Source organism: Tsukamurella paurometabola, from assembly GCF_900631615.1.
Lineage (GTDB): Bacteria > Actinomycetota > Actinomycetes > Mycobacteriales > Mycobacteriaceae > Tsukamurella > Tsukamurella paurometabola_A.
This window is the reverse complement of the sequence record NZ_LR131273.1, coordinates 1,754,833-1,781,414: the sequence shown is the minus strand read 5'-3', so window position 1 is coordinate 1,781,414 and position 26,582 is coordinate 1,754,833. Positions and strand designations below refer to the sequence as shown.

Genomic DNA, 26,582 nt, shown 5'->3' with positions numbered 1-26,582 from the left:
CCCGGTGTACCCGCGTTCAGTGTAGCGAAGGCCGCACGAGGAATACAGGATTCAGCAGAAGCCGCACTCGCCGTTGGCGGCGAGTTGGGTGAAGCAGTTCGGGCAGAGCTTCGCAGGACGGGGCTCGGGTTTCGCCGGCGCCGCCTTCGCCGGGCGGGCCGACGGCGCCTTCGCCGCACGCGGTGCGGCGGGGGTGCGGGCCTTGACGACGCGCCCGTTCGACGCGGCCTTCGCCGGCTTCACCTTGGCGGCGCGCGCCGCGGCGGCGCGGCGCGCCTCCTCGAGCTTGGGCGTCAGCTGCGGGGCCGCGCCGGCGGGCACCGTCGCCCCGAAGTGCAGGTAGCAGGCGAACCGAGCGGCAGCGGCGTGCTGGTCGAGGTTCTCGGGGACGGGCAGTCCGGCAGCGGCGACGGCGTAGGCGTAGCCCTCCCCGACGGTCTGGTCATGGGCGACCATGAGCGCGACCAGCGGCGGCTCCCCCGCGGCCTGGCAACGGTCGGTCACGCGGCGCTGCAGCGCGCTGATCCACAGGCGGACCGGCGCCCGGGTGGCGACGCCGGCGTCGGCCTGAGCGCGGGCCGCGAGTTCGGCGTAGCTGATGAAGGAGCCGTACCGGCCGGCGAGTTCGACGAGGGCCGCGTGGGCGGTGTCGGCCCACAGGTCGAGCGCCTCGGAGAAGGGCACGGACAGTTCGTTGGCGGTGCGCCAGGCTTCGAGGTCGATCGGGTCTTCGGGGGCAGCAGCACCGGCTTCGCTCACCTCCCTATTTTCGGCGATCCATGGGGTGCAACGCAAACCGCCCACCCGGACGTGAACTCGACCACACCCGGGCCGCCGCGCGACCAAGGCGGGGCAGGGGTTCTTGGAGGTTCGGACAAGTCCTGCGCGCGGCCGCGCCGATAGTTTGGTCGGCATGCCGAACGAATCCGCGCCCGCCGCTCCGCTGACCCCCGACGAGATCAGCGAGCGCACCGCACGTGCCGTCGGCCACCACTACGTGTACCGCCACACCTATCTCGTGGGCCGCGAGAAGATCCGCGAGTACGCGCTCGCGTCCCAGTTCTCCGCCCCGGTGCACTTCGACGTCGAGGCGGCGCGCGCCGCCGGCTACGCCGACCTCGTCGCGCCGCCGATGCTCGTGAGCGTCGCGGGCATCGTCTCCAACCGCCCGCTCTTCGACGACTCGGTGATCGGCTACGGCGCCAGCCAGTTGATGCAGGCCGACGAGAGCATGGTGTACCACCGGCCCGTGGTCGCGGGCCACGAGCTGACCATCCATGTGCACGTGGACAAGCACCGCCGCGTCGGCGGGTACGACATGGTCACGATCCGCAACGAGATGTACTCGCAGGACGACGAGCACCTGGTCACGCTCTCCACCACGCTCATCGGCGGCTCGCCCGACGGTGCCGACGCACCCGACTTCAGCGACGCCGCCGAGAAGATCGTGATGCACGGCGTCATCAACGCCTGAACCGTGCCGCGCGCTCAGCGCGCGAACTGCAGCACCACGTCGTAGCCGAGCTTGCAGATGAACGCCGAGACCACGACGAGGAAGACCACTTTGACGAAGCCGCTGCCCTTCACGACTGCGGTCCGCGCGCCGAGGTAGCCGCCCGCGACATTGGCGCAGGCCATCGCCACGCCGAGCTTCCAGTAGCCCGCGCCCTGCGGCAGGAAGACGACGAGCGAGGCCAGATTGGTCGCGAAGTTGGCGACCTTCGCCTTCGCCGACGCCTCCAGGAAGGCGTAGCCCATCAGGCCCACCATCGCGAAGACGAGGAACGAGCCGGTCCCGGGGCCGAGGGCACCGTCGTACATCCCGATCGCGAACCCGGCGAGCCCGGCCGCCGCGAGGTGCCGGTGCCCCTGGAACCGCAGCGCCGTCTCGTCCCCGAGTGCCGGCTGGCGCAGCGTGTAGACGAAGACCGCGATGAGCGCGGCCAGGATGATCGGGTTGAACGCCGACCGCGGGAGGTGGGAGGCGATGATCGAGCCCGCGACGGCGCCGGCGAAGGCCGGCACCGCGAGCGCGACGGCGGTCCGCCAGTCCGGCCGCACGCGCCGCCAGTAGGTGATGCTGCTCGTCGTGGTGCCCGCGATGGACGCCATCTTGTTGGTCGCGAGCAGGTGGATCGGCGCGGCCGTCGGGAAGGCGATGAGGAGTGCTGGCAACTGGATGAGGCCGCCGCCGCCCACCACGGAGTCCACCCAGCCCGCGGCCAGCGCGGCGAGCAGGAGGAGTAGCAGTGTCGTCGTGGTGATGTCGGGCACCGCACGATCGTGCTGTAATGGCCTTGTGCATATCAACCCTTACGGCGAGGGGCCGGTGCTGCTCGCGGTCGACCTGGCGAACGATCCGCCCGCCGACCTCGAGGACCTCGTCCGACGGTGCGATGCCCACGACATTCTCGTCGAGACGGTCCGCCCGGAGGACTTCGCGGGCTGCCGGGACCTGATCGCCGCGTGGCTCACTGTGGTGGACGCGGACGACGTCGCCGCTCGTGTCGCCCGCCTGAACGACCTCCTCGCGGAGCACGCCTCGCACCCCCGGGTGACCGACCACGCGGGCACGGGGTGGCACATCCACTACCGCGAGTCCGGCGCGACACTGACCGGCCTGCTCGCCGTGCTGATCCTCACCGGAACGGCGCTGCACCTGACCACGCGCGGGATGACCCGGCTGGGTCGGTGCGCCTCGTCGGACTGCCGAGCGGTGTTCGCCGACGTCTCGCGCAACGGCCGCCAGCGGTACTGCTCACCCCGCTGCGGCAGCCGAGAGGCGGTGCGGCGCCACCGCGCGAGTTGACCCGGCGACGAATCCTGTATCGGCCATCACACGATTTTGCATTACGGATGCCGGTTGTCGATACTTACCCGCATGACCACTCCGAACACCGGCTTGACCTGCCGGTTCTGCGGCGCCGCGCCGGCCATCGAGGCGACCGTGCGCGGCCACCAGGGCTTCCTGATCGCTATGCGCTTCCTCAAGCAGTCCGGCCCGTACTGCCGCACGTGCGGCATCGCGACGGTGCGCGACATGTCCGCGAAGAGCCTGTGGCAGGGCTGGCTCACCCTGGTCTCCGTCGTGGTGAACCCGCTCACTCTGCTGTGGAACCTGTCCGTCTGGGTGCGCCTGCGCCGCCTGCCCGAGCCGCAGCCCGAGTCCGCCCCGCACCTGGACCCGGGCAGGCCCCTGTATCAGCGCCTGGCGATGCTCGGACTGCTGATCCCGGTGGCCGCGGCCGGCGCGTTGGCCTACTTCGGGCAGCGCGACGTCGCCGGGGCGGTGGTCGGCGACTGCGTCACCATGTCGGGCACGGGGCGCAACGCCGAGTCGGACAAGGTCGACTGCTCCGACGGCAGTGCCCGGTACCGCATCGTCGGGAAGCTGTCGGGCACCGAGGACGACGCCGGCTGCGCGGAGTACCCGAGTGCCACGATGTCCTACACGATGAAGCGCAAGACCGGCTCGGTCGTCGTGTGCCTGGAGCCGCTCACGCCCGCGTGAGCCGTTCCTCGGGCAGCGGCCGGCGCGCCAGCCAGGCCGCGACGATCGCTCCGGAGACGTTGTGCCACAGCGAGAAGACCGCTGACGGCAGTGCCGCGAGCGGCGAGAAGTGGGCTGTGGCGAGCGTGGCGGCGAGGCCGGAGTTCTGCATGCCGACCTCGAAGGCGAGGGCGCGCCGCGCGCGGTCGTCGAGACGCCCGAGCCTGCCTGCGAGATAGCCCAATCCGAGTCCGAAGCCGTTGTGCAACACCACGGCGAGGAAGACGATGCCGCCGGCTGCTGCGAGCTTGCTCGCACTGCCCGCCACCACGATCGCGACGATGACCGCGATGACGATCGCGGACGCCCAGGGCAGGACGGGGAGCGCGCGCGCCACGAGACTCTTCGCGAACCGGCGCGCGAGCACGCCGAGAATCACGGGCAGCAGAACGGTTTTGACGATGTCCAGCACCATGCCACCGGCGTCGATCGGCAAGTAGGAGCCGGCCAGCAGGAGCACCAGCAGCGGCGTGACGATCGGGGCGATGAGCGTCGAGACGCTGGCGACCGCCACCGACAGCGCGACGTCGCCCTTCGCCAGGAAGGCCATGACGTTCGACGCGGTCCCGGACGGTGCGCAGCCGACCAGGATCACGCCCACCGCCAGCTCGGGTTCGAGCTGCAGTCCGTGGGCGATCACCCAGCCGGCGCCGGGCATGATCACGTAGTGCGCGACGATGCCGAGCACGACCGCCCAGCGCCGCTTCGCCACGGATGCCAGGTCCGGCGGGGTGAGCGTGAGCCCCATGCAGAACATGATCACGCCGAGCAGGTACGGCACCGACGGCGCCAGGGGCGTGAACGTGCTCGGAGTGACGTACCCGACGACGCCCGCCACCAGAACCAGGAGCGGGAAGACGGTGACCGCCGTCCGCGCGACCCTCGCCTCCGCAGCGAGGGCGGGGTTCGCGGGGACCTCGGGCGGCGGCGACGCAGACATTCGTCGATGGTCTCACTTCACGTGCGTGCGGGCCAGGCACCCCGGCGGAGCAGGCGGAGGCCGTTGAGCCCGACGATCACCGTCGAACCCTCGTGCCCGGCCACGCCGAGGGGCAGCGGAAGGTGCCCGACGAGGTCCCAGACGACCAGGACCGCGATGAACGTCGCCGCGATCGCGAGGTTCGCCACCACCACGCGGTGCGCCTTCCGGGCGAAGGCGAGGATTCCCGGCACCGCGTCGAGGTCGTCGCGGACGATCACGACGTCCGAGGCCCGCAGCGCCAGATCGGATCCCGCTCCGCCCAGCGCGATACCGGCGTCGGCGGACGCGAGCGCCGGGGCGTCGTTGACCCCGTCACCCACCATCGCGACGGCACCGCCGGCGACGCGCAGGTCCGCGACCGCAGCGGTCTTGCCGTCCGGCAGCAGGCCCGCGCGCACGTCGCCGATCCCGACCTCGGCTGCGACCCGCGCCGCGGCGTACGAATTGTCGCCGGTCACGAGGGCGGTTCCCAGCCCGTCGCGGTCGAGCGCGGCGACGGCTCCCGCGGCGTCGGGCCGTGCGGTGTCCGTGAGGGCGAGGACGCCGATGGGAGCACCGTCGCGCACGACGAGCACCGCGGTCTCGCCCCGGGATTCGAAGCGGGCGACCGCCGCCGCGGCCGGCGAGTGTTGCGGGATGCCCGCTGCCCGCGGGGCGACCACCGCCACCGGGAGGCCATCGACGACCCCCGTCACCCCGCTACCCGGGTGCGCGGCGAAGTCGGTGGCCAGGGGCACACGCAGTCCGCGTCGGGCCGCGGCACCGGCGACCGCGGCGGCGAGGGGGTGCTCGCTGAGGCGCTCCACCGCCGCGGCGAGGGCGAGCACCTCGTCGCCGGAGTGCCCGCCGCCCGGCAGCGCCTCGACGTCGGACAACATCGGCCGGCCGGAGGTGATCGTCCCGGTCTTGTCGAAGGCGACGGTGGCGATCGACGCCAGGTTCTCCATCACCACAGCGGATTTGATGAGCACACCGCGGCGACCGGCGTGGGCGATCGCGGCGAGCAGCGGCGGCATCGTGGCGAGCACGACGGCGCACGGCGAGGCGACGATCATGAAGGTCATGGCCCGCAACAGCGCCGAGCGCAGATCGGCACCGAGGGCGAGCGGGAGCGCGAACACCGCGAGGGTGCAGGCGACCATCCCGACCGAGTACCGCTGCTCGACCTTCTCGATGAACAGCTGAGCGCGCGCCTTGGTCCGCGACGCCTCCGCGACCATCGCCGCGATCCGGGCGACCACCGAGTCCGCGGCGGAGCGATCCACGCGGATCGTGAGAGAACCGGTGCCGTTGGCGGTGCCGGCGAAGACCTCGTCTCCCACGGCCTTCGCCACGGGGAGCGGCTCCCCGGTGATCGTCGCCTGGTCGACCTCGCCGGCACCGTCGATGACCGTGCCGTCCGCGGCGATCCGATCGCCGGGTCGCGCCCGGATCACGTCCCCCACCGCGAGATCCTCCGCCGCGACCGTCCGCTCGGAACCGTCGGCGGCCAGGAGCACGGCACGATCGGGTGCCAGGGTGAGCAGCCCGCGCACCGAATCCTCGGTGCGAGCGGTCGCCCACGCCTCGAGCGCGCCCGACGTGGCGAAGATGACGATGAGCAGTGCACCGTCGGTGACCTGGCCGATCGCGGCCGCCCCGAGCGCGGCGACCACCATGAGCAGGTCGACGTCGAGGGTCTTCGCGCGAAGGGCACGTAGTCCCTCCAGGGCGGGTTCCCAACCACCGGCGGCGTAGCAGGCGAGATGCAGCGCCCACCACGTCCACGTCGGGGCGCCGGCGAGTTGGGCGGCGACGGCGACCAGGAACAACGCCAGAGCGGCAGCAGCCCAGCGGATCTCGGACAATTCCCAGGGCCGCGTGCGGCCCGCCGACTCGAGCCGGGCGGACGTGTCGTCACTCCGGGCGACGGTCGTGGCGTCCATGCTGCGCTCCCTCGAATCCGGTCGCGCGGTCACTGCGCGAACGGATATCAGCATATCTGAACAGCTCTTCATATAATACTCGGGCGGTAGACTCCCAGGTCATGGGACATCGGATCACCGGGGACGGCGTCGCTCCGCTCGACGCAGCGACCGCCGAGCGGGTCGCGACCACGCTGCAGGCGCTCGCGACGCCGAGCCGGCTCCTGATCCTGTCGCAGTTGCGCGGGCAGGCGATGGCCGTGGGCGACCTTGCGACCGCGGTGGCGATGGAACCGTCGGCGGTCTCCCACCAGCTCCGGCTCCTCCGCAACCTCGGCCTGGTCACCGGCGTGCGCGAGGGACGCAGCATCGTCTACAGCCTCTACGACAACCACGTGGCGCAGCTACTCGACGAAGCCGTGTACCACAGCGAACACCTCCGCATGGGTCTCGCCGACCGGCCCGCAGTCACGGAACTCTCCGCCACGTGACGCCATGGACGCCTGCGGTCCCCCACGGCCGCGGCGCGACGGCTGTACAGTTGAGATAGCACACCGACGTCTCGTCGGTGTGAGCACCGGATCCAGACGACCGTCGACGGTGCCCGACATCTCGGTTGAGTTCCCACGCTGAGTTCCTAGAGTGCCGCCGCGGCACGACATCGATTGGAGCCAGCGATGGCACCGAGTCCCACACCGCACGGCTCCGGCGCGAGTCTCCTTCCCACCCGAGAGCTGACCCAGCTGGAGCTTCTGAAGGAGCTCTCCGGTGTCGCCGAGGACAACGTCAACCGCCATCTCTCGATGACGAAGGACTGGAACCCCCACGACTACATCCCCTGGTCGGACGGCAAGAACTACGCCGCACTCGGCGGGTCGGACTACGACCCCGAGGAGAGCCGGCTCGACGACGTGGCCAAGGCCGCCATGATCACCAACCTCCTCACCGAGGACAACCTCCCCACCTACCACCGGGAGATCGCCGCCAACTTCTCCATGGACGACGCCTGGGGCCACTGGGTCGGCCGCTGGACCGCCGAGGAGAACCGCCACGGCATCGCCATGCGCGACTACCTCGTCGTCACCCGCGGCGTCGACCCGGTCAAGCTCGAGCAGGCCCGCATGATCCACATGACCAACGGCTGGGACCCGCAGGGCAAGGTGGCGGCGCACACCGAAGAGAAGATGACGATGCTCCACTCGGTGGCGTACGTGACCTTCCAGGAGCTCGCCACCCGCGTGAGCCACCGCAACACCGGCAAGGTCTGCGCGGATCCGATCGCCGACAAGATGCTCCAGCGCATCGCCGCCGACGAGAACCTGCACATGATCTTCTACCGCAACATCTCCGCCGCCGGCCTCGACCTGGTCCCCGACCAGGCCATCCGCTCGATCACCGACACCATCAAGCACTTCGAGATGCCCGGCGCCGGCATGCCCGACTTCCGCCGCAACGGCGTCCTCATGGCCAAGCACGGCATCTACGACCTGCGCCAGCACAAGGACGAGGTCGTCATGCCCGTCCTGCGCAAGTGGAAGATCTTCGAGCGCACCGACTTCGGCCCCGAGGGCGAGAAGACCCGCGAGGAGCTCGCCACCTTCCTCGACGAACTCGAAGCCGCCGCCGTGAAGTTCGAGGAGATGCGCGACCGCTCCCTGGCCCGCGCCGCCGCGCGGCGTGCCGGCTAGGACCGGAAGCCGTTCTGCCGTGACGACGGCCGGCAACCTCTCGCCACGACGGTGCGCGCCCCGCCCGGGTCGCACCGGTACGGATCATCCGTGAGCGGGGACAGGGCGACGCCGGCCCAGTTGCGGGGCATGCTGCGCCGGCCACCGGTACCGATCGGCCGCCCCGTGCCGGGTCGCGTGCTGCTGCGCAGCCCGGCGTCCCTCCCCCACCACATCGCAGGGGTGTGGTGGCCGCGCAGCAGACGGCTCGCGCACGAGCTCCCCACCGTGATCCCCACCATCGGGCTTCGCCTGAATGCGCTCACCCGAGTCGGGTACAGCACCATCGACTGGACGCCGCTCGAGCCTCGGGTCGACGTCACGAAACGCTGTGGCTCCGTACGCAGCTCGGACAGCGGCCTGCTCTCGTCACCGTCCCACAGGTCGATGCGAAGCACTGCATAGACGCGATGTCGTGAACGCTTCTTCTTCGACTGCTCTCATCGCCGACTCCACGGCTGCCAACGGCGATCAGGACGGGCGTCGAGGAGCGCGGCGGTCGCACGCAGCTCATCAGTGACCTCGACGGAGTTTGCGCTGGCGTGGAACACGTCTCGGGCGGGGTCGTCAATCCGGTGGCCGACTCTTCCCTTGCGCCCCGCGATGTTCCAGCGCGGAGTCACGTTGACTTCCTCGTTGAACCCGCCCGCCGCCACCGCGAACACCAAATCTTCGATGTCCTCGGCGCAGCTCTCTCACGTCTCGTCGCAGGCATCGCACGAGCAGTCGGGGTACACGACGTACCGAGAGAGCCCCGCATTCACTTCCACCGACGGGTAGTCCGTGAAACGGAACAGCAGCGACGCCGCATTCTCCACGGCGGGCGTGAGACGGACGGCTTGAGCGTCGAGCAGTTCCTGTTCGTGTCGTCCATCTCAACGGGCGTGGCGGTGACCTCGTAGGTGCTCACCAGGTGGTCGATGAGCGCGTCCGCGACCAGGTGCAGCGGTTCGAACCTGTCCAGGTTGATGGTGCGCGAGTAGCTGTCATCAGGCGGTGAATCGATGCCCCAGCGGTCCCCGTACTCGATCACCGCGCCTTACTCATCGCGGTACACCCGCTCAGGCACCGACGGTCTCACGTACTCGTTCACGCTGGTAACCCTATGCTGCGGTGGACGGGCGGTCGCGATGGGAATTCGCCGCTGGTGCGCTTCACGGGATCAGCGCCGTGAGAACCTCTCCAACGAAGTCGACCACGACCTCGACAACCTTTTCCACCGTCCTGCGGAACCATCTCCTCCGCCGCGCCACGCTCACAGGTTGCGTTCCCAGTCCGCGCGATCACGGAAGATCGGACAGTAGTTGATCACGACGGTGTCGCCCCGTGAGTACCGCCAGTATTGCGCGACCTCGCAAGCAGCCCGCTCGCTGAGGAAAGCCCCGAGCTGATAGTCGTTCATGTCCGCCCCCCTCGTCGTAGACCACCACCACCTCGTACATCGTGCGCGGGTACAGCCCCAGCGCGGGCAAAGCACTCCTGAGCGCAGGTTCGACCGCCCTGTACCGCGCACGACGCACGGCGCGGACAGCCCTGCGCCAGCGGCTATCCGTGTAGGTCCGCTTCCGCGCCACGGGATGCGCCTCCAACGCCTCTCCGCGACACGCGGGGGGCGTTCCCTCAACTCGCCCTGACAGTGCCCACAGAACATCGCCAGTTCCGTCTCCGCGCAACGACGACGCCACGTGCACTCGAAAGCGCAGATGAACGCATCCTCCGACTCAGGCGGCAATTCGGTGCGGCAGCGTTCACGGGTACCGAGCATGTCCAGCATGACGCGAGTCTATGCACCACCCCATCAGGTATGTTCGCCAACATGAACACGCCGTACAGCCCGCTTCGAGTCGTCGCGATCGCTGCATCTGCGGTTATCCTCGCGGGATGCGGCGGAATCGGACCCGACACTATCGAGAATCCGACAGGCTCCGTGTCAACCGACGCGAGCGGGGCGAAGATCGTCACCCGAGCCGTCATCGAAGCTGAGACCGTCAACGAGTTCGACAAGGCGATCAACATGCGGTTCGACTCGATCCGCTGCCCGCACGATCTTCCCGCGCAGATCGGGGCTCGCATGGTCTGCGACGTGACGTACGGCAAGGACCGATACAGCGCGCGGATCGGCATCATCAGGCTCAACCCATCGACACCGACAGCACCCCAGACCGCGACATGGGCAGCAACCATCAACGACGGCGCTGGGCATTAGGGACCGAGTTTCAGGAGTTCGCGACCTGCACGGATCGGGGCGACGAAAACGGTCCCGCAAGCGGTCGGATGCGGGACGGGCTCGGGGTAGGCCGAGGGGACGGGCGAAGAAGTCACCCCTTGCCCCGAAGGTTGGTTCAGGTTCTACTGTCGAGTCATGACCCGAATCCGGTTCTGCTCGATCATCGCTGTCGAGTAGAACCCCTCCGAACTGCGGAAGCGGAGGGATTTGACCCCCCGGTGGTTTCACCCACGCTCGCTTTCAAGTCACCGCTAACTGGGTAAATGCGATCGTAGCTGATCGCCCTGAAGTGTCCTGGCGTGCATTCCGCGGGTGCTCCGACCGTTCCCGCAAGGCGGGATAGTGGCAGAACTGTGGCAGAGTCGACCGCCACGCACGCCACTGTTTCGGCGTGTCGTGACGTCTCAGTTGGTGGTGTCAGCGGTCCAAGCGATCATCTGCGGCATGAACGAGAACCTCGCGGCTGACACGCCGCAGAAGCTGTACACGATGGAAGAGACTGCGGACATCCTCCGCGTGAGCCGGGAGTACCTGTACCGGATGCGCCAGCGCGGCGAGCTGGTGGTCGTGAAGTTCGGGCGCAGAACCTTGGTTGAGGCCGACGAGATCGATCGGGTCATCGCGGCAGCGCGCGCCGCATGATCGGCCGTACACACACGCACGCAAGGGAGGCAGTCGAATCGACTGGCTCCCCTGCTGTGTATACAGACTCACCCGCCCCGACTCACCAGTACCGTGTGCGCCGGCGTCCACCCACGGCGGACGCCACCCGGGCAGAACCCGAGCACGGCGTGTTCGTACAGGGCAGCGGGCGCCAAGTCGATGACGCCGGCCTCCGTCTCCCAACCGACCGTGCCGCCATCGCAGATCGCCGCCTCCGGGATCATCTCCTCGGTCAGGTGCGCGAACACGCCCACCCCGCCGAGCAGGTACTCGAAGTCGTGGTCCGCCACCGTGCCGTCGGCGTGGAGCAGGCGCACCACGGTGCCGCCGCGGGACTCAACCGCCGTGATCGGCCACGGGACACTCACGACTCGCCCTCCTCGTTCATCCGCTCGAGTTCGTCCTCGTGCTCGCCCCGCTGGATCGCCGCTGCCGGTCCCAGCTCGATCGGTCCCACCACCGTGTACTCGCCGCGCTCGATACCGCGGCTCATGCCCTCCCAATGGCTGTCGTCCCGCTCCGCCACGGCGTGCTCCTCGCAGCGCGTCTTCACCCAGCCGCTCGGCAGCGTGACCTCGCGGCCGGGCTGGCCACACTCCTCGCAGGTCCCGCCGCTGCGCCGCTCCGCCGCGTCGAGAAGTTCCTGCGTGGCAGGGCTCCACGGCTCGACATCGGCTGCGAGCAATCCATACCGCTCGTAGACCACGCCGAGCTCCGCACCGACCGCGGCGAGGTCCCGCCGCAGCTCCTCCACGAGCGGCTGCCAGCCGCGACCGACACTCATCGCCCCTCCCTTGACAGCACCACCGCGGTGATCGGATTGCCGACGAGCTTCGGGGGCTCGCCGCCGACCATGTGCGTCCAGTCCGCGCCGCGGCTGTCGACCTCCTCGGCGGCGTCGGCCGGCGTCACGAACCGGCCGGGGTACGCCTGATCTGCGCCGCAGTCGAGCTCCTGGACCTCGGTAATGCCAGCGTGCCACTGTGGCGAAGCCGCCTTCGTGTCCGCTCACCAGCACCGGCACGTCTCCGGGCAGGCCGGCGAGCAGCGCGCGCAGCTCATCGACGGTCATCGCGGGCGTACCTCCATCCGGACTGTCGAATCCGTCCCGTTCGCATCGACGACGTAGCGCCCATCGTGCGAGACATCGAAACCCGCCTCGCTCAACCGCTCCGCAGCGCCCGCGTCCACGACGATCTCCATGTCCACGGTGGTGATCAGATGCGCGGCGACGGCTTCCACCAGCAGCAGTGCCGGTCCGACCGGCGACGTGATCCAGAGCTCACCAACGACCCGCTGCACCGCGGCATCGGGGTAGATCGCGCGCCAGAACCGCTCGCTGATGTCGAGCGAGTTCGTGACCAGGCGCAGTTCGGTGATGCCCTCCGCTGCGCCGCCGTGGGCCCGCGCGACCACCTCCGCGGCGTACTCGCTTCTGCCCTGCTGGTGTAGATCCGCGGTGGAGGACCACAACGCGCGGGAGGCCAGCTGGGAGATCGTGTCCTTCTCGCCGCCGGTGACGCGCCGCGCGGCGCCAGGCGGCAACGCAGCCAATAGCCGATGCAGCGCCGCCGCCTGCTGAGCGACGCGGTAGAGGCTGGCGCGAGTCTCGAGATCATCATCGGCATCCATGCCGCTGATCCTCTCTCCAGGGACCGACATCCGCACCCGAATAGCGTGAGCCTCAAGCCCGCCCGTGCAAATGTGGGCCGCTCAAGAGAAGATCCACTGCATGGACCCTGACGCACCGATCGACACCGAAGAGGGCCTGCGCGCCGCAGCGACGACCGCGCTCGCCCAGACCGAGCCTCATACCGCGGAGTGGATGTACCTGCGCCGCGCGATGATCGACCTGGACCTGATCCGGGCGACCGTCGACCTCGCCTCGGCGCAGCTGCGCACCCTGATCCCGCCGTCAACACGCGGTGCCAGCAACCACCACGCGGTGCGCCTCGGGATCCGGCGGCTCACCGCGGAGATCGAAGCCGAAATCGAACAGGCGGTCAGCCGTGAACTCTAAGAAGCACGAACGCTGGCGAGCACGACTCGACGATGCCGTGATCGAAGCACACGACTGGGCCCGGCGAGCACTGGCTGCGCGACACGCGCCGCAGGTACAGACGCTGGCGCTCTACGTGAACGACGTCGACGCATCAGCTGCGTGGTACCAGGATGCGCTGGGCGTGACCTGGACTCGCGAGAAGCACACTGCCGGCCCCGAGCATGTCTCGGCGCAGGTCGACGGACTGCTGATCGAGCTGTATCCGCGCGGCGACCGGCCGGCGAGCAGAGTCAGGATCGAACTGTCCGTCGGCGACCGCTTCGGTAACGCCGACCAGGCACCGGAGCCGATCCCGCGCCGCCTCACCGACCCCGACGGCAACACCGTGGTGGTGACGCTCCGTGACTGATAGTGAACGCTACCGCCGACGCCAACAGCTCCTTGAAGCGATCGACCAGGAGATGCTCGCGGTCCACCAGAAGGTGATGTCGCTGATGCGTAGCGGTGCACCTGAGGACCAGTTCAACGTGCGGATGCAGGTGAGCGGCAGCCTCGACCAGCTCGTAGAGGCGGTCGACACCGTCCTGGGCTACCACGAGCGGCCCCGTGCCGACGGCGACTGCGTCGTTCTCGTCGACCGCAGCCGAACAGAGCCGGTCGAATCGACCTATCCGATCGCCGACTGGAGGATCGCCGGGCCGCGCATCCTCGCCGCAGCACTCGACCGCTGGGCCGTCGAGGGCGGAAGAGTCCAGCTCAGCGGATCATGGAGCAGCGGCCGTGGTCACGTTGTCACAGACATCGGCGCGGGTCGGCAGGCCGGGTACGAAGCCTTCGCCTGGTACACACCAGAACCCGAGGAGCGCGACCGGTGACCGCCACAGCCGAGCGCACCGTCCTCCTCGCCGCCGCGGTCTCCGTAGTGCTGCTCCTGGTCGCGGGCCTCAGCGCGGCGTTCCTCAGCGCGGAGTAGCTGCACCTGTACCCGCCGGCCCTCGCACTCCCCGTGCTCGCGCATGGTCTCGCGACCGGACTGCGCTGGCGCGCCATTTATCCGATGACCGAGGAGAACCTGTGACCGGCACTCGCACCCTGACCGATCTCGTCCCCGGCGGCGGCACCGTCTCGTTGACCGTCACCGCGCGCACCTCGAACCTCGACATCGAGAGCACGATCCTCGCGGCGCAGCGCAAACAGGCGACCGTCGTGCACAAACGCCTGGCCGAGCAGGTCGCATCGTGGCGGCGGGAGCGGTACACGATGCGCGCCGACCTCGGCGGAGAACCCGCACCTGAGTCGCACACCAGCACTCTGCCGCCGGTTCCGATGCCCGGCGGCCGGATGCGCACCTGGGAGACCGCTGACGCGGTCTGGCTGCAGTGGATCCCGGTCGGGGAGCCGCTCGACCTTGACCACGCCGTCGCGCAAAGGGTTCCAGTCTCCGCGAACGACACCGCCGAGCAGCTCGTAGCGGCGGCCGAGCGGTGGCTGACCGGCTACGGTTGCCCGCCTGCAGGCACCGCCGAGTGGGTCATCCCTCAGCTACGTCGGCATCGGGATAGGTTGGCCGATGCCCAGCGCTGAAGTACCTCCGTGGCGCTGGGAGTGGGGCGCGCGCTACCTCACCGCGTCCTCCGTGATGACACGACATATGAGTGAGTCTGCTTCCTCGGCAAATGTTCCCACGCGGCGAACCCGATCATCTGGAAGGTGTGGGTCGATGAGGGTGAGGACGTCGTGTGGACCCGTTGAGCAGTAGACACTGTCCCACCAGTAGCTCGGCATCACGACCAGAAACGACTCGATGTCGCCGAAAGCAGCGTCGTCCCACCAGTCAGGAGCGCTGCCACCGCAACGTTCCCGGAAAGTCCAGCCCGCGCCGTCGGTACCGAGTGGACCAGCGCCCTCTCCGTCCCATAGGAATCCCGAGTGAACTTCGCGAGAGAACCGTAGAAGATCGGGCGGAAGTTCGCTGCTCACGGCCGGCGCCAGGTTGGGCGGACCGCCGATCCACAGTCGCGCGTAGTCCGCGTCGTACTCGGTCTCGGAGCAGGCGAGGTAACCCGTCACAGAACTGTCATTGTTGGTGTTGGCCAGGACTGCTGCATCCCAGGTGTGTTCGGCGAATAGTTCCGCTGAGCGTGGGAGTATCGGAGCCATTGTCTGGACCAAGCGGTCCCTGAGCGCGTGGTATTGCTGATCCTGCACCTGCGGGATATCACCCATGCCAGCAGCTATGACCTCTCGCGCTGTTGTCGCACGGCGGTAGGGGAGTCCGCTTTCGGTTAGGTACGTGTCGAGATAGGTCATCGGGGCGCAGCCTTGATCCACTGCCCCAGCAGCCGAAACAACGCTGTACCGACGATAAACACGCAGACGCAGGCGGTGATCAACGCCCAGACTCCGTGTCGAGTTGCCTCACTGCCTGCGAAGACCCCGACGACCATGGAGGCGATAAAGACGACCAGCGATACGTCGATGCGGGATACGCGGTTCATGACCGCAGGGTAATGGACCACGCCGTGTCTAGTGCGGTCGACGACCACCCCCACCACCTGCTGGATTTGGTTTCTTGAAGTGCTAGATTGCTGAGATTAGAACGGTCGTTGCGTCCTCGGCGCTTCGGCCCCCGTTATGACTGGAGAAGAGATGATGCGTTCCCTGACCCGCGCCGCTGTCCTCGCGGTGGCTGTTCCGTCTGCACTGGTCGGCCTTGCCGTGCCGGGGGCGGCGTCGGCGGCTCCCGCACCGTCTCCTGGCGGTGCGCGTGGCGATGCCGGTGGTGGGCCCGGGGTCGGAGATCGGCGTGGTGCAGGAGCGGCGTGCGGACGGGCGCGTTCGCACCCGTGAGTGCACAGTGGGCTTCGTGGCGGAGCGGCCTGATGGTCGCCGGGTTGCTGTGACTGCGGGGCATTGTGGCCGCCGGGGGCAGCTGGTGGGCGCTCCGACGCCGGGACGCGCGGGCGCGCTACGCCAGGTGGGCGTGGTGTCGCAGTCATCGAACCCGGCCGAGAAGGATTACACCTCGCCGGACTGGGCGGTGGTGGACTTGCTGCCGTCGGTTCCGACAGTGTCAACGCGCGGGCCTGTGCGACAGAGCGTGGTTGGCGATGCACGGGTGGGAGATCGGGTGTGCCAGCAAGGAATCAGCTCGGGATGGCGATGCGGCGTGGTACGCGCAGTGACACCGAACCGGATTCTGACCGACATCAAGTCCCGCCCCGGTGACAGTGGCGGCCCGCTGATGCGCCTCTCAGATGGAGCAGCAGTGGGAATCGCCACCGAGGGGACTAATGACGATGTGCCGGCCACCCGGCAGGCGACCTTGTATGTGAGCCTGCGGGACGTACTGGCCCGCGCCGGTGGCGGACTGCGGCTGGCGACCACCAACAAGGGCGGAGGGCGGGTCGATCCGCGGCGTGCGGTCGCCGCCGAGGAGATTGCCGTGTTCACGTCGGAGCCCGCAGTGATGCGCACCGCGCCGACCGCGGTCGTCAACTAACAGTCAGCACCGACCGGCCTGGCCACGGTCTGGATCGTGGTATTGCGCCGCGCGTTGAGTGGGAGTCAGGTGGGAGGCCGTAGTCCTGTGTTCATGATCATCAGTTATGAGGGATGTGCGAAGTCGCAGTCGGTGGGTGGCGCCCGCTCTTGTTGCGGGCTCACTTGCGGTATTCGCGCTGGTTCTGGGGCAGCTTCTGGTCGCGGGGATAGCACTGGTTGTCAGTGCCGGCTTCTGGGACCGGTCGGGCCGTCCGTCGAGGACACCTGCCTGGCGGGCGTTGTTTATCGGTGCGCCGGTTGCGGCCTTTGGGTTCGCGGGCTGGGAGCTGGCGTATGCGCGGTGGGCGACGGGATTCGTGCTGGCGGTGTTCGGGTTGGGGGCGGTGTCGCTGGCGGTGTTCGGCGACTGGCGCACACGGCAAGGGCAGTCGGCGCCCGCGCAGCGCGCGGAGGTTGAGCGCGACAAGGAGCCCCGGGATGCCGTACATACTTGAGCCCGAAGTGACCGGTGGCGTCTGCGAAGGTTCGGTGCTGGACACGCCAGCGCCCCCGGCCGCTACAGTCCCTGTTGGTGTACGAGATCATGGACTGGCGGGCGGATCACGTCTGACCTGCTGCTCGGTGTGTCGGATCGGGCGGGGGTTGTGATGTCGTCGTTCACCTTGTACTGGTGCGACGTCCGCAGCGCGCAGCTCGAGTTCGACGGAGGTGCCTGATGGAATCGCAGCCGCAGTCGCCTGGTCGTCGGGAGGCTGTCCGCCTTGCCCGTAAGTCGGGTGGCGGTGTGATGGCGTGGCTGTTCATCGTGGTGGGAATCGTGTGGTTGGTCGGATCTGCGGCGTTCAGCATTCAGGAGACGGTGTTCTGGGCATCCGCGCGGACGGTCGAGGGCCGCGTCGTCGATGTCGAGTCGCGTGTCGAGCACGCCCGAACAGACTCATCCACTACGGGGCGTGAAGTTACGAGGCATCAGCGCGTGATCGAGTATCAGGTCGACGGTCACGTGCACCGGTTCACCGAGCGCGGTTCTTCCACACAGGACCGCTCGGTAGGAGAGCAGGTGACAGTCAGGTATTCACCTGGGGATCCGTCGCGAGCCGCTCTCGACAACTGGGGTGAACGGTGGCTGCCGTATCTCCTGGTCGGCGGAGCATTGCTGTGGCTAGCGTTGTGGAGTGGTGTTCTCTTCTGGTCGCGCCGCGAACGGCAGCGGCGGGTACAGCTCGCGATGACAGGGCTGGAACTGACCGCGACGGCGGGCGAGCTGACGAAATCGAGATCCCGCAACGTCGACGGGGACCAGCAAACCTCCTGGGAAGTCGAATTCCGAGCGACACACCCAACGACACACGAACAGATGCGCTTCAACAAGACCTACGGCTGGTGGTTCAAACCGAGGAAGGTACCGCCGGTCGGCTCGACCATCACCGTCATCGTCGACGCCGATGAACATCACAAGTACATCCTCGTCGACAGGGCGACTGCGGGTTGAGCGCGGGTGAGCCGCATACACTGACCGCATGACGGTAAGCGCGATCAAGAACCACGTGCGGTCGCGTTAGGCGGCTGCCGTGATCACGTTCGCTTTGTGCGCGGCGCTCGGGTGGGCCGTCGGGCTCAGCTTCCCGAAGACGTCCATCCCGTGCGCGGGAGCTGCGCTCGCGGTGGCGGTCTTCGCGGCCAAGCCCAGCCTGGTGAACATCGACCAACCGCTGCGAAGTCGCGAGTTCGCTGGCATCGGAACGAGACGACGGCGGCGTGATGACGACCAGGCTTTAGCGCTACAGTCCTGGCGACGCTCGGTCTTGGCTTGTTGGTGTGCGGCGGCTTTACCAGAGGACGGAGAGTGTTCATGACCGGTGAGGTGCGCGACTACTGGTTCGCGAGGAGGCGCACGATCCGCCTCATGAGTGACTACAGCAGCTCACCGCTGTGGGGTGAGGCTGGCAACTTGGGCACCGACAGCCTCGGGCTCAGCGATGACCTGGTGGAGCGGCTCGATGAGTGGCAATCGATCTTCGACGGGAACTTCCACTACAAGACGGGCTGGAACAGTGAGGCGAACCACCAGCGGTACAACGCGCTCGGACGTGAACTGCTCCCACGCGTCTGCGCCGAGCTGCCCGGCTACATCGTGGAGCTGCACCTCTGGGCAGGCGGCGAGGAGATCGTCGAGCGCGCGGGTGAGTGGCTTCCGGGATGGACACCACCACCGCGCGACGAGGAGGGGACGTGGACTGCGTACCTCCCGTTGAGCGATCCGTTGGAATGAGGGCGATGAGAGCTGAGCGAACCGCAGCGGTGACAGGTCACGCCGCTTGGTGGGTGTTCGTCGTCGCTCGCTTGATGGCGGAGCTGGGGATGACCATTCCAGGTGGATCGAGTCGCTACTGGACGCTGGTCACCTCCGACCCGGGCTGGACGGCCTATTCGCCGCTCACGTTCGCAGATAGCGGATGGCGGGATCCATTCGCTGAGGTGAACGTCCTCACGACGTTCTGGCTCGCCGTCCTCGTGGTAACGCTGATCGCGGCCGTTGTGCAGGCTGTGCTCGTACGGCGTCTGTGGCGAGGTGTCGGGATGGTGCTCGCGACGATGACCGGTGGGCTGATCATCCTGTGGGCGCTCGCGCACAGGGACGGCTACCTCGGCGTCGGTGGACCGCAACTGCCAATCCTCGCGGTCTTCGTTCTGGTGCTCAGCGGAGTCGCGTTGCGCGAGCTGGGGATGCGAGTGGCCGTGTCGTCGCGGGCAGGCTCGGCGAGATGAGCGCTCGCGGACGGTAAGTGATGCCGTGTTCAGGGCACAACCGTTCCCTGGTGGAACCTCATCACAGGCGTCGGACCGGTTGTGTCCCAGAGCGACGAGTGCCGGCTGACCCGGCCGCCGTCGTCCGTGCGGTAGGTGACCAGGATTAGTTCGTCCGTGATGTCGGTGAAGTCCCACTCGTCCACCACGGGGCCGCGCTCGCGCGGTTGGGCCCGGAGCGATTCGATGATCGGATCTCGTGTCCACCGCCGGCCGGAGCGACCGATCTCCACGAACTCGGGATGCAGCAACTCCCGCAGTCTCGAGGCGTCCGCGCGTGTAGTTGGGGACATCAGTTCGAGTTCCTGGATGAGCGAACGCATGCCCTTCATTGTCAGGCTCGCCTGCAACAGTCGCTATCTGAATTCGGCGGCAGTGCACTGCGGCACCCCAGTTCCTCCTAGACCCCAGTAGGCACCCGCGGCAGGTCTACACGCCGCGGCGGTCGATCAGCGCGGCTTCGCTCACCGCGCTGATCCGCATCCAGCCCGCGACAACAGAAACTTCCTCCAGGGCGCCCTCTGCGGGCCACGTCGCCGCCGAGACCCCCACCCCGAGCACGCGTTCCAGCGCACTCGGAAGGTCCGACACCATCACCTCAAGCGTGGCCGGCAGGGCCCGGGGGCCGATCGCAACGTCGACGGTGGTCTCACCGATGCGCGACGTCGTCGCCTTCGCTTCGGTGCCGTCGCCGTGGGTGTACGGCAACCATCTGACAGTGGGGATGTCGGCGAACGCGGTGAGCACCACGACGATCTCAGCAGCGTCGTCGGCCTCAGCGACCAACAGGACGCGGGACAGGGCGTGCATGGGAACTCCTCGGTGACAACATCCGCCGCACCCGGATCGGGCACGGCTAGCGTTGTTCGAACCCGCTGCGCTGCACGGTCACAGCCTATCGCCGGCCGACTCGGAAATCGGGATTCCGTCCCGATCTACGGCGACCGCCCACCACTGCTCGTCGAGCACGATCACACGGTCGGCGTCGTTGACGGTGACCCGTCCCTGCTCCGGGGTGCCGGTAATCGCGATGGTGCCGCCCAAACTCTGCTGCCAGGTCTCGATCGCGCCGTTGATCACCGCGGCGTACTGGCCGAGCCACTCCGAGGCCGGGTAGGCGACGAGCTCGCCGCCGATCAGGTCGCGCACGAAGATGCGGAGCTGGGTGCCGAACATCTCGTCCATGGTCGGAGGGTAACGGCGGACACCGACACGTGCGCCGCAACTCGGTCGCGGCGCTGAGAAGGCGGGATCGTGGCTTCGAGCGCATCCGTATCGTGTCCGTTGTGCGCCCTCCTCGGTTCCCGTCCGCTCATCCGGTAGCCGTCGCGCCCGACAGCTGATTTCCGCCACACCAGGAGGAACACTCCTTGGCGTCACTTCAGATGCTTCACCGGGATTCCGACGAAGCGTGAGTCGCACCCGGTAACGGCCTTGATGTGGTCCTGTCGGTATTGGAATACTGCTGACTTCAACCCACTCAGGTCATCTGCGGAAATCTGTGCGGGGTTCGCAGTCTCGAAGACCAGTTGCTTGGCCCCCTCGGGCTGCCAGCACATAGCCGTGATGATCAGCGGTGCGTTGAGGTCAGTCGTGGCATCTTGCGCGATGATCTGGGGCTCCACCCCGGGGCCGAGGTCGGGGTAGCCGAGCATCTTCCGCGCCTGCTCCGGTGAAGCGCTCACGAGGTCAGTTTGCATCACGGTGCCGTACACGTAGGGATCCGGCGTCGTGTGGTCGACAACGACCCCACTCGACGGCAGGTCGCCGACCGAGACAGCCCGAGTTGCGTACCACTTGACCAGAAGCAATGTGGCAAAGACCGAGAGGACAATCGCCGCGGTCCGCATGCGCCGACTCTTCGTCACTTGTGCCTCGATCCCTTTGGAAGCTGCACCTGCGTGGAGGTTGCGCTTCCGGATTGGAGTTTAACCAAAGTGTACTTCTTGTGTCTGTTGCCATGGCCTACATGTGGTGTGGGTGGGCCGCTTGTAGTGGGAGGCGGTGTCGGGGAAGTAGAGGCGCCAGGCGGGGCATGGGGTCGGCGTTCCGTGTCCGGAATGCGGGCGTCGTGGTCCTCCGCTGGTGTGGCGGAGGGTTTCGGGGTGTGCGGTCCAGCAGTGTTGGAGTTTTCGTGAATGTCGACTTGGGGGCGCCGAGGCGGTTGGCAATGGCGGAGATCCCGGCGTGGCGGTGTGCGACCCAGGTGGTGGCGTCGTTCCAGGTTGTCCATCCGGCGGCGGTCAGGCGGTCTTGCCACTGCGGTCGATCGTGTAGTGTCGGCTACTTCAGCCTACTGCGCGATAGCGGAAGCGGTAAATGGAAGGTGTGTATACCGCATGGAAGGCAGGTACCGCATATTTGATGAGTCTTTTTGCGAAGAATGAATAGGGTAGGTAGCCATGCCCCTGCGGGAGAAGATCGCGAGAGTGTCAACCGCCTGCTCTGACGCCACCTCAAAGCACAAGCGGAAAATACCTCTCGCGATCTTTATCGCGGTGGCGTTGGCGATTCCCGTATTCATTACAGGCATACCGGAATTCGCCCAAGAGCAAGTTGATTCTGACGAACCTTCGAGGCGTTTTCTGGGTTACATTATACGCGGTGTCGTGGCCGCGTGGACGGTGTTATACGGAGTCTTCGCCCTTGCAATCAAGTTTATTGCGATCTCAGCAGCAGCAACGCTAGTGTGCATGACAACTTTGGCTATCATTATTGGCGCATATCGACTATTTCGATTCACCTTCAATCGCATGAGAGGCGGGAACGATGTTTCTAGCAGAAGCCGCGCCGAAACAGGTCAAGATGACGCCTAGAACACGAGGGCAATGAACAGGGGGTCTCTCCAGCACCTATTCTCCCGCGCGGACGAGGCTTTCGGCGGTGCGCTCAATCCGGCGTCCGAGCTCGGGAACATAGGTGTCGTTGTCATCGCCGACGGCGTGGCACTCAATCCAGCCGCGTTGCCCTGCAACCCCATAGGGGAAGCGGCGCACTTTCAGACGTCGGCGGGAATCGACAAGGATCGATTCTACGTAGTGGAGGAGGGAGCTTCGGTTGTGACCGACTGCAGGCAGCAAGACCTGTGCATCCAGGTGCAGGAGTCGATCGAAGGGTGGTCCTATGCCAAGCGCGAATGACAGCGGCTGGTCACGACAGATGTACTTGGCGTTGTTTTCCGATGGCAGCCACTGACGCTTGTGGGCGTGAGCGAAAGCTACTCCCCCAGCCTACGGACAGTGCCTGCGGTCATGGCTGCACGCCAAGTGCGCAGAAGATCGAGTAGCCGGGCTTCAGACGGGTCCGCATCCAGCAGATCGGCGCCCTCGACGACCGCGTTGAGCAGTTGTTCGGACCGGTACACGGCACCACGACGGGCTGCCAGCCGGCAGCTACCAGCGCTGATGGGCACGCAAGTTATCACGGCGACCTCTCGTTTCTGCTGTTCCCCGCTGAGGATCGCTTGATCAACAGTCAGCGTTACCAGTATGAACCACACATGAAGTAGAGCACGGCTAGCAGGCTCCCGGCCTGCGTTCGTTGTCGGGCACTGGGAGCACGGGCAGGCTGGTTTCTAAAACGCCCCTGTATGGGGCAGTGCTGCCCGCCTAGGGGGAGGCTTCATCTTGGAGGACTGATTGCGGCGGCCGGCCAGACTCCGATGCCCGATGTTGATGAAGTGCGTGCGTGGCTAAGGCAGCTCTGGGAAGTCTTGACGCTGGACGCCCTGCGCACCCCGCTGCGATGACAGCCTCGTCAGAGGCTGGCGGCCTCATTCGATGGTGCAGACGGCCCGCTAGTTTGGGGTCATGCATTCGTCGTTCTACGGTCCGGTGTCGTTCTGGAAGCGTGTTCTCGCGCTGGTGGTGGTGATGACGGTCTTCGCTGTCGGTGTCGCTGGTATTGGGTGGGCGGTCAGCATCTGGCGCGCGGATGTCACGTGTGAGGGAATGCTCATGCGGGAAGGTGACACCTGCGCGTACATCAAAACGAAAACTTATCTGGACGAGGTTTACACGCCTGCTGGGGTGCGTCCCGTACGGCGGCCGGCACAGCCGCCGGGCGCGCGAATGCACTCGATCCAGCAGGTGCACGTTCGCGACGCCGGAGGTATGCGGGCGGACAACCACAGGGACGCCTTTTGGATCGGATTGGTTTGCTCCGCCGCCACTCTCGCCTGCGGCTACATATCTTTTCAAGCGGCCCGACGGCAGTTGAAGGAAGTTCCTTAGCGGTTCTGCTCCGGGCGGGTCAGGAAGATCGGCTTGCCGAAGGTGGTGAGTGTGTCGTCGGTGGCGTCGGTGCTGATGGCGACGGTGGCGTAGGTGCGGACTTGGACGCCTCCGATGCAGTTGTCGACGGCGATGCGGATGTCGCGGGACATGACCTGGGCGTTGGGGCCGACGACGGCCTTCTTGGCGTAGGGGATGTCCTTGGTGGTGCCGGGCTTGAGAACTCCGGAGATGCTTCCGGTCTCGGTGACGGTGTCCGACAGGGTGCCCGACAATGAGCCTGTTCCGGTGCCGGAGACGCTGCCGCCGCCGGAGCCACCGTTGGAGCCGCCCTGCCCCTGTCCGGTGACGGTGCCGGACGCGGTCACCGTTGGGGTGATCGAGGCGGTGGTGGCGTTGGAGAGCGACCCACCGACGGTGAGGCTGTCGGCGGTCACGGCGCAGCCGATTTGTGTACCGGTGGTCAGCGTCGCGGACTTGATCTTGCTGCTGGGCTTGCGCTTCGGGTCGTTCGGGTAGGCGGCCTCGATCTTCGCCTCACCGCCTATGGAGCTGAAGCCTTCGAAACTCTGTGGTGATCGGTTCAGCGGCGGAACGGAATCGAGCTTCTCCCCGAACTTGGAGACGGTGACCTTCCAGCCATCGCGGGTGATCAGCTCGCGGCTGGTGTCGGCGAACTCACCCTCGCGGATCTGCCCGGGCACGGGGACCCGCATCCGCGGCGCCGGCGGCGGGGTCACCGCCGCCGGGGTAGCGGGCTTCGCAGCCGCCGCGGGGGCCGGCTTGGGCGCTGGTGCCGGTGCCGGTACCGCGCCTGCCGGTGCTGCCGTGATGGCGATGGTCGCGGCGGCGCACAGACCGATCAGCGTCCGCGGAAGCCGGGACGAGTGTGCGTGATCTGCAGGGTGCATGGTCAGGTTCCCCCAGGTGAAGTCAATCAGCAATGTCACATCTGTAACAGCAGCCCCAATAGCACCACAATGGACACACGATCTGCAATCCGGGTCGATAACAGATCGATAACGGTTGTGCGAACGCAGCTCACTCCCGGACATCGATACGACGGCCGCGCCGCGGGCCTCGCCCGCAGCAGCCGCGCGGAGCGTGACGGCACCTCTTAGGGCGAGCACTGCCTGCCAGTGCATTTGGTCCGGGCGCATCGGTGCGGAGAAGCCGATTCGCCTGGACTTCAGGCTCAGTGCGCGTGTGAGCGATATCGAATCCCTGATACGACTGGGCGATGACTATCCGCTACGGTCAGCTTCGGGCGGATGGCGACAATCCACCCGGATGTGCCGTGATGTCGTAAGCGTACCGAAAGGTTGGCCCATGTCCGCGGACGAGACCCGACAACTCCCTGTGCAGCGACCGGCGGCCGCACCTGAAGCGGCTGCGCCGGCTTCCTTGCCGGTACCGGCCTCAACGGCTGCTGGTGACGGGGAGCCGGATGGCGCGTCGGCCGACGAGGAGCTGCGTGCCCTCGCCCGGAAGGCCGTTGGGCTGGTGGTGGGGTTGGTGATGTTGATCGGCTGCGGGTTCGCCGTGTCCCACCTGAACGCCTGGGGTGAGCGGTTCACGATGCCGCTGGTGTTCGTGGTCTTCGTGCTGGTGATGATGCTCGCCAGCAACCTCGTCGTCGGCGGCGCGAGCGCGGTGTGGAATGCCGCCCGCACCGGCGCCCGCTCATGACCTCCTCTGCGCACCCCGAACAGGCCGGTGATGACGCCGCGGTCTTCGCTTCCGCGCTGCGCCGGCTGTTCACGCTCGCCGGTTCCCCGACGGTGCGAACCGTTGCGGACGCGGTCGGGGTCAGCGCGGCGACCGTGTCGAACTGGCGCACCGGACGACACTTGCCCGCCGAGTTCGAGACCATCGAACCGATGCTGGTGTGGCTGACCACCCGCACCGCCACCAACCCAGACGCAGTGCGGGACGACGTGGTGACGGTGCAGCAATGGCAGCACCTGTTCACCACCGCCACCGGCCGCGACCCCGCACTGCCCGTCCTCACCCAGATCGCGACCGCCGCAGAGGCTTGGGCAGTCGACACCAGCACCTCAGCCCCGGCGCGCCTCGAAGGCGCTCGACTCCTCCTCCTGAGCTGCGTCGCGGTCTCCTCGACCGGCAACCTCACCCTCCGCACTCCAGAGGTGCCCGCAGCAGCGGGGCGCATAGTGGCCGACCTAGTCGAAGTCGGCGTCCTGACTATGGCACCTGACCCGAGCAACGAGAACCAAGACCTCGTGCGACTGACTGACCTGCGCCTGATCGAAGCCTGGCCGCGCCTATCGAGCTGGGTGCACCAGGCCCGCCCCGTGCTGATCGCACGCAGCGCGCTCGAGCAGGACGCCCACCGCTGGGCCACCGCGAGCCGTCCTCGCGCCTGGCTCTACGACTACGTGCGCCTGACCCTGACCGGCGACGCTCTCATCTCCCTCGCACCCGCCCCGGACCCTGGTGATCCCGCGGCGCAAGGAGCGGCGTTCCGGTTCGGAGCGGCGACCACAGCACACATCCCACCCGGCCCCGTCACCGAGTTCTGGACCGCCTCCCAAGCCGCGTCCCTACACACGCTGCGGGTGCACCAGATGATCGCCGCCGTCTTCATCGCGCTCATCATCATGATCCTCGCCCTCGGCGCCGTCACCGCATGAGGTCAGCGATGAACTCCCGCCGAGACAGAGCCATCAGCCCCACTTCCGAGGTCGCCGCCCCAGCGACCGCCGCATCGCCGCGCGAGGATGGGCGATTTGTGGGCGATCTGCGATGTTTAGTGGCCCACTAAACACGCCCCGAACCGCGGTGCCGTGTTCAGTCACCCCACTAAACAAACCAACCCTGGCCAGCGGAAACACGTGTTTAGTCAGATTCGAAGCTTGACAAAGCCGGATCGTGTGGAACCTTGGCATCCATCACCCGGCACTTCGCCGAATCTCCGATCCACTTCCCTGCACTTTGGAGTGTTCTGATGCCCACCCCCAGC

The 26,582-nt window shown here is 67.3% G+C and carries 40 protein-coding genes and 1 pseudogene; 21 read left to right on the top strand and 20 right to left on the bottom strand.

What is annotated here, in order from left to right:
* Positions 1-51: 51 nt before the first annotated feature.
* Positions 52-759: a hypothetical protein gene (locus ELY19_RS08855; RefSeq protein ID WP_227966678.1), complete on the bottom strand. Its 708-nt coding sequence runs from the start codon at positions 757-759 to the stop codon at positions 52-54.
* A gap of 154 nt (positions 760-913) precedes the next feature.
* Between ELY19_RS08855 and ELY19_RS08850 the strand changes: the two genes are divergently transcribed.
* The gene (locus ELY19_RS08850; RefSeq protein WP_126195866.1) at positions 914-1,474 is read left to right on the top strand and encodes a MaoC family dehydratase N-terminal domain-containing protein; all 561 of its coding nucleotides are present in this window, start codon (positions 914-916) and stop codon (positions 1,472-1,474) included.
* A gap of 14 nt (positions 1,475-1,488) precedes the next feature.
* Here the strand turns inward: ELY19_RS08850 and ELY19_RS08845 are convergent, their stop codons facing one another.
* Positions 1,489-2,274, bottom strand: coding sequence for a sulfite exporter TauE/SafE family protein (locus ELY19_RS08845; RefSeq protein ID WP_126195865.1), 786 nt, complete (start codon positions 2,272-2,274; stop codon positions 1,489-1,491).
* A 25-nt stretch (positions 2,275-2,299) separates the two neighbouring features.
* Here ELY19_RS08845 and ELY19_RS08840 point away from each other — a divergent pair, with 25 nt between their 5' ends.
* The gene (locus ELY19_RS08840; protein ID WP_126195864.1) at positions 2,300-2,809 is read left to right on the top strand and encodes a CGNR zinc finger domain-containing protein; all 510 of its coding nucleotides are present in this window, start codon (positions 2,300-2,302) and stop codon (positions 2,807-2,809) included.
* A gap of 72 nt (positions 2,810-2,881) precedes the next feature.
* The gene (locus ELY19_RS08835) at positions 2,882-3,511 is read left to right on the top strand and encodes an LppU/SCO3897 family protein (protein ID WP_126195863.1); all 630 of its coding nucleotides are present in this window, start codon (positions 2,882-2,884) and stop codon (positions 3,509-3,511) included.
* Here the strand turns inward: ELY19_RS08835 and ELY19_RS08830 are convergent.
* Positions 3,498-4,490, bottom strand: coding sequence for a bile acid:sodium symporter family protein (locus ELY19_RS08830; protein WP_126195862.1), 993 nt, complete (start codon positions 4,488-4,490; stop codon positions 3,498-3,500). The genes ELY19_RS08835 and ELY19_RS08830 overlap by 14 nt on opposite strands.
* A 17-nt stretch (positions 4,491-4,507) precedes the next feature.
* A complete protein-coding gene (locus ELY19_RS08825; protein ID WP_126195861.1) occupies positions 4,508-6,457 on the bottom strand; it encodes a heavy metal translocating P-type ATPase in 1,950 nt (649 codons plus the stop codon).
* A gap of 101 nt (positions 6,458-6,558) precedes the next feature.
* Between ELY19_RS08825 and ELY19_RS08820 the strand changes: the two genes are divergently transcribed.
* The 3 genes from ELY19_RS08820 (at position 6,559) to ELY19_RS24115 (ending at position 8,568) form a co-directional block, all read left to right on the top strand.
* Positions 6,559-6,927 (top strand): ArsR/SmtB family transcription factor, encoded by a 369-nt coding sequence (locus ELY19_RS08820; protein WP_126195860.1) that lies wholly within the window; start codon positions 6,559-6,561, stop codon positions 6,925-6,927.
* A 186-nt stretch (positions 6,928-7,113) separates the two neighbouring features.
* Positions 7,114-8,124, top strand: a complete 1,011-nt coding sequence (locus ELY19_RS08815) for an acyl-ACP desaturase (RefSeq protein ID WP_126195859.1) — start codon at positions 7,114-7,116, stop codon at positions 8,122-8,124.
* Between the two features lie 129 nt (positions 8,125-8,253).
* On the top strand, positions 8,254-8,568 hold the full coding sequence (locus ELY19_RS24115; RefSeq protein WP_227967298.1) for a DUF5994 family protein: 315 nt from the start codon (positions 8,254-8,256) through the stop codon (positions 8,566-8,568).
* Positions 8,569-8,603: 35 nt separating this feature from the next.
* On the opposite strand, the pseudogene ELY19_RS24110 reads toward ELY19_RS24115, so the two are convergent.
* From ELY19_RS24110 to ELY19_RS24175, 3 genes and pseudogenes are all read right to left on the bottom strand, one after another.
* A pseudogene (locus ELY19_RS24110) lies at positions 8,604-8,981 on the bottom strand (DUF6226 family protein).
* Positions 8,924-9,196, bottom strand: coding sequence for a DUF6226 family protein (locus ELY19_RS08810; protein WP_126195858.1), 273 nt, complete (start codon positions 9,194-9,196; stop codon positions 8,924-8,926). The pseudogene ELY19_RS24110 and the gene ELY19_RS08810 overlap by 58 nt, the downstream one beginning before the upstream one ends.
* Before the next feature lie 222 nt (positions 9,197-9,418).
* On the bottom strand, positions 9,419-9,928 hold the full coding sequence (locus tag ELY19_RS24175) for a DUF1272 domain-containing protein (protein WP_518166003.1): 510 nt from the start codon (positions 9,926-9,928) through the stop codon (positions 9,419-9,421).
* A 51-nt stretch (positions 9,929-9,979) separates the two neighbouring features.
* Here ELY19_RS24175 and ELY19_RS08800 point away from each other — a divergent pair, with 51 nt between their 5' ends.
* Both ELY19_RS08800 and ELY19_RS08795 read left to right on the top strand, forming a co-directional pair.
* Positions 9,980-10,369 carry a hypothetical protein gene (locus ELY19_RS08800; protein ID WP_126195857.1) on the top strand — a complete coding sequence of 130 codons (390 nt, stop codon included), beginning with the start codon at positions 9,980-9,982 and terminating at the stop codon, positions 10,367-10,369.
* 465 nt (positions 10,370-10,834) lie between these two features.
* Positions 10,835-11,032 carry a helix-turn-helix domain-containing protein gene (locus ELY19_RS08795; RefSeq protein ID WP_126195856.1) on the top strand — a complete coding sequence of 66 codons (198 nt, stop codon included), beginning with the start codon at positions 10,835-10,837 and terminating at the stop codon, positions 11,030-11,032.
* Between the two features lie 68 nt (positions 11,033-11,100).
* Here ELY19_RS08795 and ELY19_RS08790 read toward each other — a convergent pair whose 3' ends face one another.
* The 4 genes from ELY19_RS08790 to ELY19_RS08780 form a co-directional block, all read right to left on the bottom strand.
* The gene (locus ELY19_RS08790; RefSeq protein WP_126195855.1) at positions 11,101-11,421 is read right to left on the bottom strand and encodes a hypothetical protein; all 321 of its coding nucleotides are present in this window, start codon (positions 11,419-11,421) and stop codon (positions 11,101-11,103) included.
* The gene (locus ELY19_RS08785) at positions 11,418-11,837 is read right to left on the bottom strand and encodes a hypothetical protein (protein WP_126195854.1); all 420 of its coding nucleotides are present in this window, start codon (positions 11,835-11,837) and stop codon (positions 11,418-11,420) included. Before ELY19_RS08785 ends, ELY19_RS08790 begins: the two co-directional genes overlap by 4 nt.
* A complete protein-coding gene (locus ELY19_RS23990) occupies positions 11,834-11,965 on the bottom strand; it encodes a hypothetical protein (protein WP_265582783.1) in 132 nt (43 codons plus the stop codon). The genes ELY19_RS08785 and ELY19_RS23990 overlap by 4 nt, the downstream gene beginning before the upstream one ends.
* A 156-nt stretch (positions 11,966-12,121) precedes the next feature.
* Entirely contained in the window at positions 12,122-12,685 is a 564-nt protein-coding gene (locus tag ELY19_RS08780; protein ID WP_126195853.1) for a hypothetical protein, read from the bottom strand.
* Positions 12,686-12,785: 100 nt separating this feature from the next.
* Here ELY19_RS08780 and ELY19_RS08775 point away from each other — a divergent pair, with 100 nt between their 5' ends.
* The 4 genes from ELY19_RS08775 to ELY19_RS08760 all read left to right on the top strand — a co-directional run bounded on the left by ELY19_RS08775 (position 12,786) and on the right by ELY19_RS08760 (position 14,639).
* Positions 12,786-13,073, top strand: coding sequence for a hypothetical protein (locus tag ELY19_RS08775; protein WP_126195852.1), 288 nt, complete (start codon positions 12,786-12,788; stop codon positions 13,071-13,073).
* Positions 13,063-13,464, top strand: a complete 402-nt coding sequence (locus ELY19_RS08770; RefSeq protein ID WP_126195851.1) for a VOC family protein — start codon at positions 13,063-13,065, stop codon at positions 13,462-13,464. Before ELY19_RS08775 ends, ELY19_RS08770 begins: the two co-directional genes overlap by 11 nt.
* Entirely contained in the window at positions 13,457-13,930 is a 474-nt protein-coding gene (locus ELY19_RS08765) for a hypothetical protein (RefSeq protein ID WP_126195850.1), read from the top strand. Before ELY19_RS08770 ends, ELY19_RS08765 begins: the two co-directional genes overlap by 8 nt.
* Positions 13,931-14,129: 199 nt before the next feature.
* Positions 14,130-14,639 carry a hypothetical protein gene (locus ELY19_RS08760; RefSeq protein ID WP_126195849.1) on the top strand — a complete coding sequence of 170 codons (510 nt, stop codon included), beginning with the start codon at positions 14,130-14,132 and terminating at the stop codon, positions 14,637-14,639.
* A 33-nt stretch (positions 14,640-14,672) separates the two neighbouring features.
* Here the strand turns inward: ELY19_RS08760 and ELY19_RS08755 are convergent, their stop codons facing one another.
* Together ELY19_RS08755 and ELY19_RS08750 are read right to left on the bottom strand one after the other, a co-directional pair.
* Positions 14,673-15,365, bottom strand: a complete 693-nt coding sequence (locus tag ELY19_RS08755; protein WP_126195848.1) for a hypothetical protein — start codon at positions 15,363-15,365, stop codon at positions 14,673-14,675.
* The gene (locus ELY19_RS08750) at positions 15,362-15,553 is read right to left on the bottom strand and encodes a hypothetical protein (RefSeq protein WP_126195847.1); all 192 of its coding nucleotides are present in this window, start codon (positions 15,551-15,553) and stop codon (positions 15,362-15,364) included. Before ELY19_RS08750 ends, ELY19_RS08755 begins: the two co-directional genes overlap by 4 nt.
* A 275-nt stretch (positions 15,554-15,828) precedes the next feature.
* Between ELY19_RS08750 and ELY19_RS08745 the strand changes: the two genes are divergently transcribed.
* From ELY19_RS08745 to ELY19_RS08735, 3 genes are all read left to right on the top strand, one after another.
* A complete protein-coding gene (locus tag ELY19_RS08745; protein ID WP_126198758.1) occupies positions 15,829-16,557 on the top strand; it encodes a S1 family peptidase in 729 nt (242 codons plus the stop codon).
* 136 nt (positions 16,558-16,693) lie between these two features.
* Positions 16,694-17,053 carry a hypothetical protein gene (locus ELY19_RS08740; RefSeq protein ID WP_126195846.1) on the top strand — a complete coding sequence of 120 codons (360 nt, stop codon included), beginning with the start codon at positions 16,694-16,696 and terminating at the stop codon, positions 17,051-17,053.
* Between the two features lie 221 nt (positions 17,054-17,274).
* Positions 17,275-18,051, top strand: a complete 777-nt coding sequence (locus ELY19_RS08735; protein WP_126195845.1) for a DUF3592 domain-containing protein — start codon at positions 17,275-17,277, stop codon at positions 18,049-18,051.
* 66 nt (positions 18,052-18,117) lie between these two features.
* Here the strand turns inward: ELY19_RS08735 and ELY19_RS23450 are convergent, their stop codons facing one another.
* Positions 18,118-18,261 carry a hypothetical protein gene (locus ELY19_RS23450; protein WP_164711560.1) on the bottom strand — a complete coding sequence of 48 codons (144 nt, stop codon included), beginning with the start codon at positions 18,259-18,261 and terminating at the stop codon, positions 18,118-18,120.
* A gap of 204 nt (positions 18,262-18,465) precedes the next feature.
* On the opposite strand from ELY19_RS23450, the gene ELY19_RS08730 reads away from it, so the two are divergent.
* A complete protein-coding gene (locus ELY19_RS08730) occupies positions 18,466-18,831 on the top strand; it encodes an immunity protein CdiI family protein (protein WP_126195844.1) in 366 nt (121 codons plus the stop codon).
* A gap of 74 nt (positions 18,832-18,905) precedes the next feature.
* Positions 18,906-19,328, top strand: coding sequence for a hypothetical protein (locus tag ELY19_RS08725; protein WP_227966677.1), 423 nt, complete (start codon positions 18,906-18,908; stop codon positions 19,326-19,328).
* A 29-nt stretch (positions 19,329-19,357) separates the two neighbouring features.
* Here ELY19_RS08725 and ELY19_RS08720 read toward each other — a convergent pair whose 3' ends face one another.
* The 4 genes from ELY19_RS08720 to ELY19_RS08705 all read right to left on the bottom strand — a co-directional run bounded on the left by ELY19_RS08720 (position 19,358) and on the right by ELY19_RS08705 (position 21,217).
* Complete coding sequence (locus ELY19_RS08720; RefSeq protein WP_197716002.1) at positions 19,358-19,690, bottom strand: nuclear transport factor 2 family protein; 333 nt, start codon at positions 19,688-19,690, stop codon at positions 19,358-19,360.
* Positions 19,691-19,796: 106 nt separating this feature from the next.
* Positions 19,797-20,177 (bottom strand): hypothetical protein, encoded by a 381-nt coding sequence (locus tag ELY19_RS08715; RefSeq protein ID WP_126195841.1) that lies wholly within the window; start codon positions 20,175-20,177, stop codon positions 19,797-19,799.
* Between the two features lie 78 nt (positions 20,178-20,255).
* Positions 20,256-20,552: a hypothetical protein gene (locus ELY19_RS08710; protein WP_197716001.1), complete on the bottom strand. Its 297-nt coding sequence runs from the start codon at positions 20,550-20,552 to the stop codon at positions 20,256-20,258.
* Positions 20,553-20,743: 191 nt separating this feature from the next.
* The gene (locus ELY19_RS08705) at positions 20,744-21,217 is read right to left on the bottom strand and encodes a hypothetical protein (protein ID WP_126195840.1); all 474 of its coding nucleotides are present in this window, start codon (positions 21,215-21,217) and stop codon (positions 20,744-20,746) included.
* Between the two features lie 552 nt (positions 21,218-21,769).
* Between ELY19_RS08705 and ELY19_RS08700 the strand changes: the two genes are divergently transcribed.
* Positions 21,770-22,183: a hypothetical protein gene (locus ELY19_RS08700; protein ID WP_126195839.1), complete on the top strand. Its 414-nt coding sequence runs from the start codon at positions 21,770-21,772 to the stop codon at positions 22,181-22,183.
* A 36-nt stretch (positions 22,184-22,219) separates the two neighbouring features.
* Here ELY19_RS08700 and ELY19_RS24100 read toward each other — a convergent pair whose 3' ends face one another.
* Positions 22,220-22,492 carry an AAC(3) family N-acetyltransferase gene (locus ELY19_RS24100; protein ID WP_416222735.1) on the bottom strand — a complete coding sequence of 91 codons (273 nt, stop codon included), beginning with the start codon at positions 22,490-22,492 and terminating at the stop codon, positions 22,220-22,222.
* Between the two features lie 684 nt (positions 22,493-23,176).
* Here ELY19_RS24100 and ELY19_RS08690 point away from each other — a divergent pair.
* Positions 23,177-23,599, top strand: coding sequence for a hypothetical protein (locus tag ELY19_RS08690; protein ID WP_126195838.1), 423 nt, complete (start codon positions 23,177-23,179; stop codon positions 23,597-23,599).
* Here ELY19_RS08690 and ELY19_RS08685 read toward each other — a convergent pair.
* Positions 23,596-24,339, bottom strand: a complete 744-nt coding sequence (locus tag ELY19_RS08685) for an MspA family porin (RefSeq protein WP_164711559.1) — start codon at positions 24,337-24,339, stop codon at positions 23,596-23,598. The two genes, ELY19_RS08690 and ELY19_RS08685, sit on opposite strands and share 4 nt — an antisense overlap.
* Before the next feature lie 589 nt (positions 24,340-24,928).
* Between ELY19_RS08685 and ELY19_RS08675 the strand changes: the two genes are divergently transcribed.
* Complete coding sequence (locus ELY19_RS08675; RefSeq protein WP_126195835.1) at positions 24,929-25,288, top strand: hypothetical protein; 360 nt, start codon at positions 24,929-24,931, stop codon at positions 25,286-25,288.
* Positions 25,285-26,253 (top strand): nSTAND1 domain-containing NTPase, encoded by a 969-nt coding sequence (locus ELY19_RS08670; RefSeq protein ID WP_126195834.1) that lies wholly within the window; start codon positions 25,285-25,287, stop codon positions 26,251-26,253. Before ELY19_RS08675 ends, ELY19_RS08670 begins: the two co-directional genes overlap by 4 nt.
* Positions 26,254-26,582 lie beyond the last annotated feature (329 nt).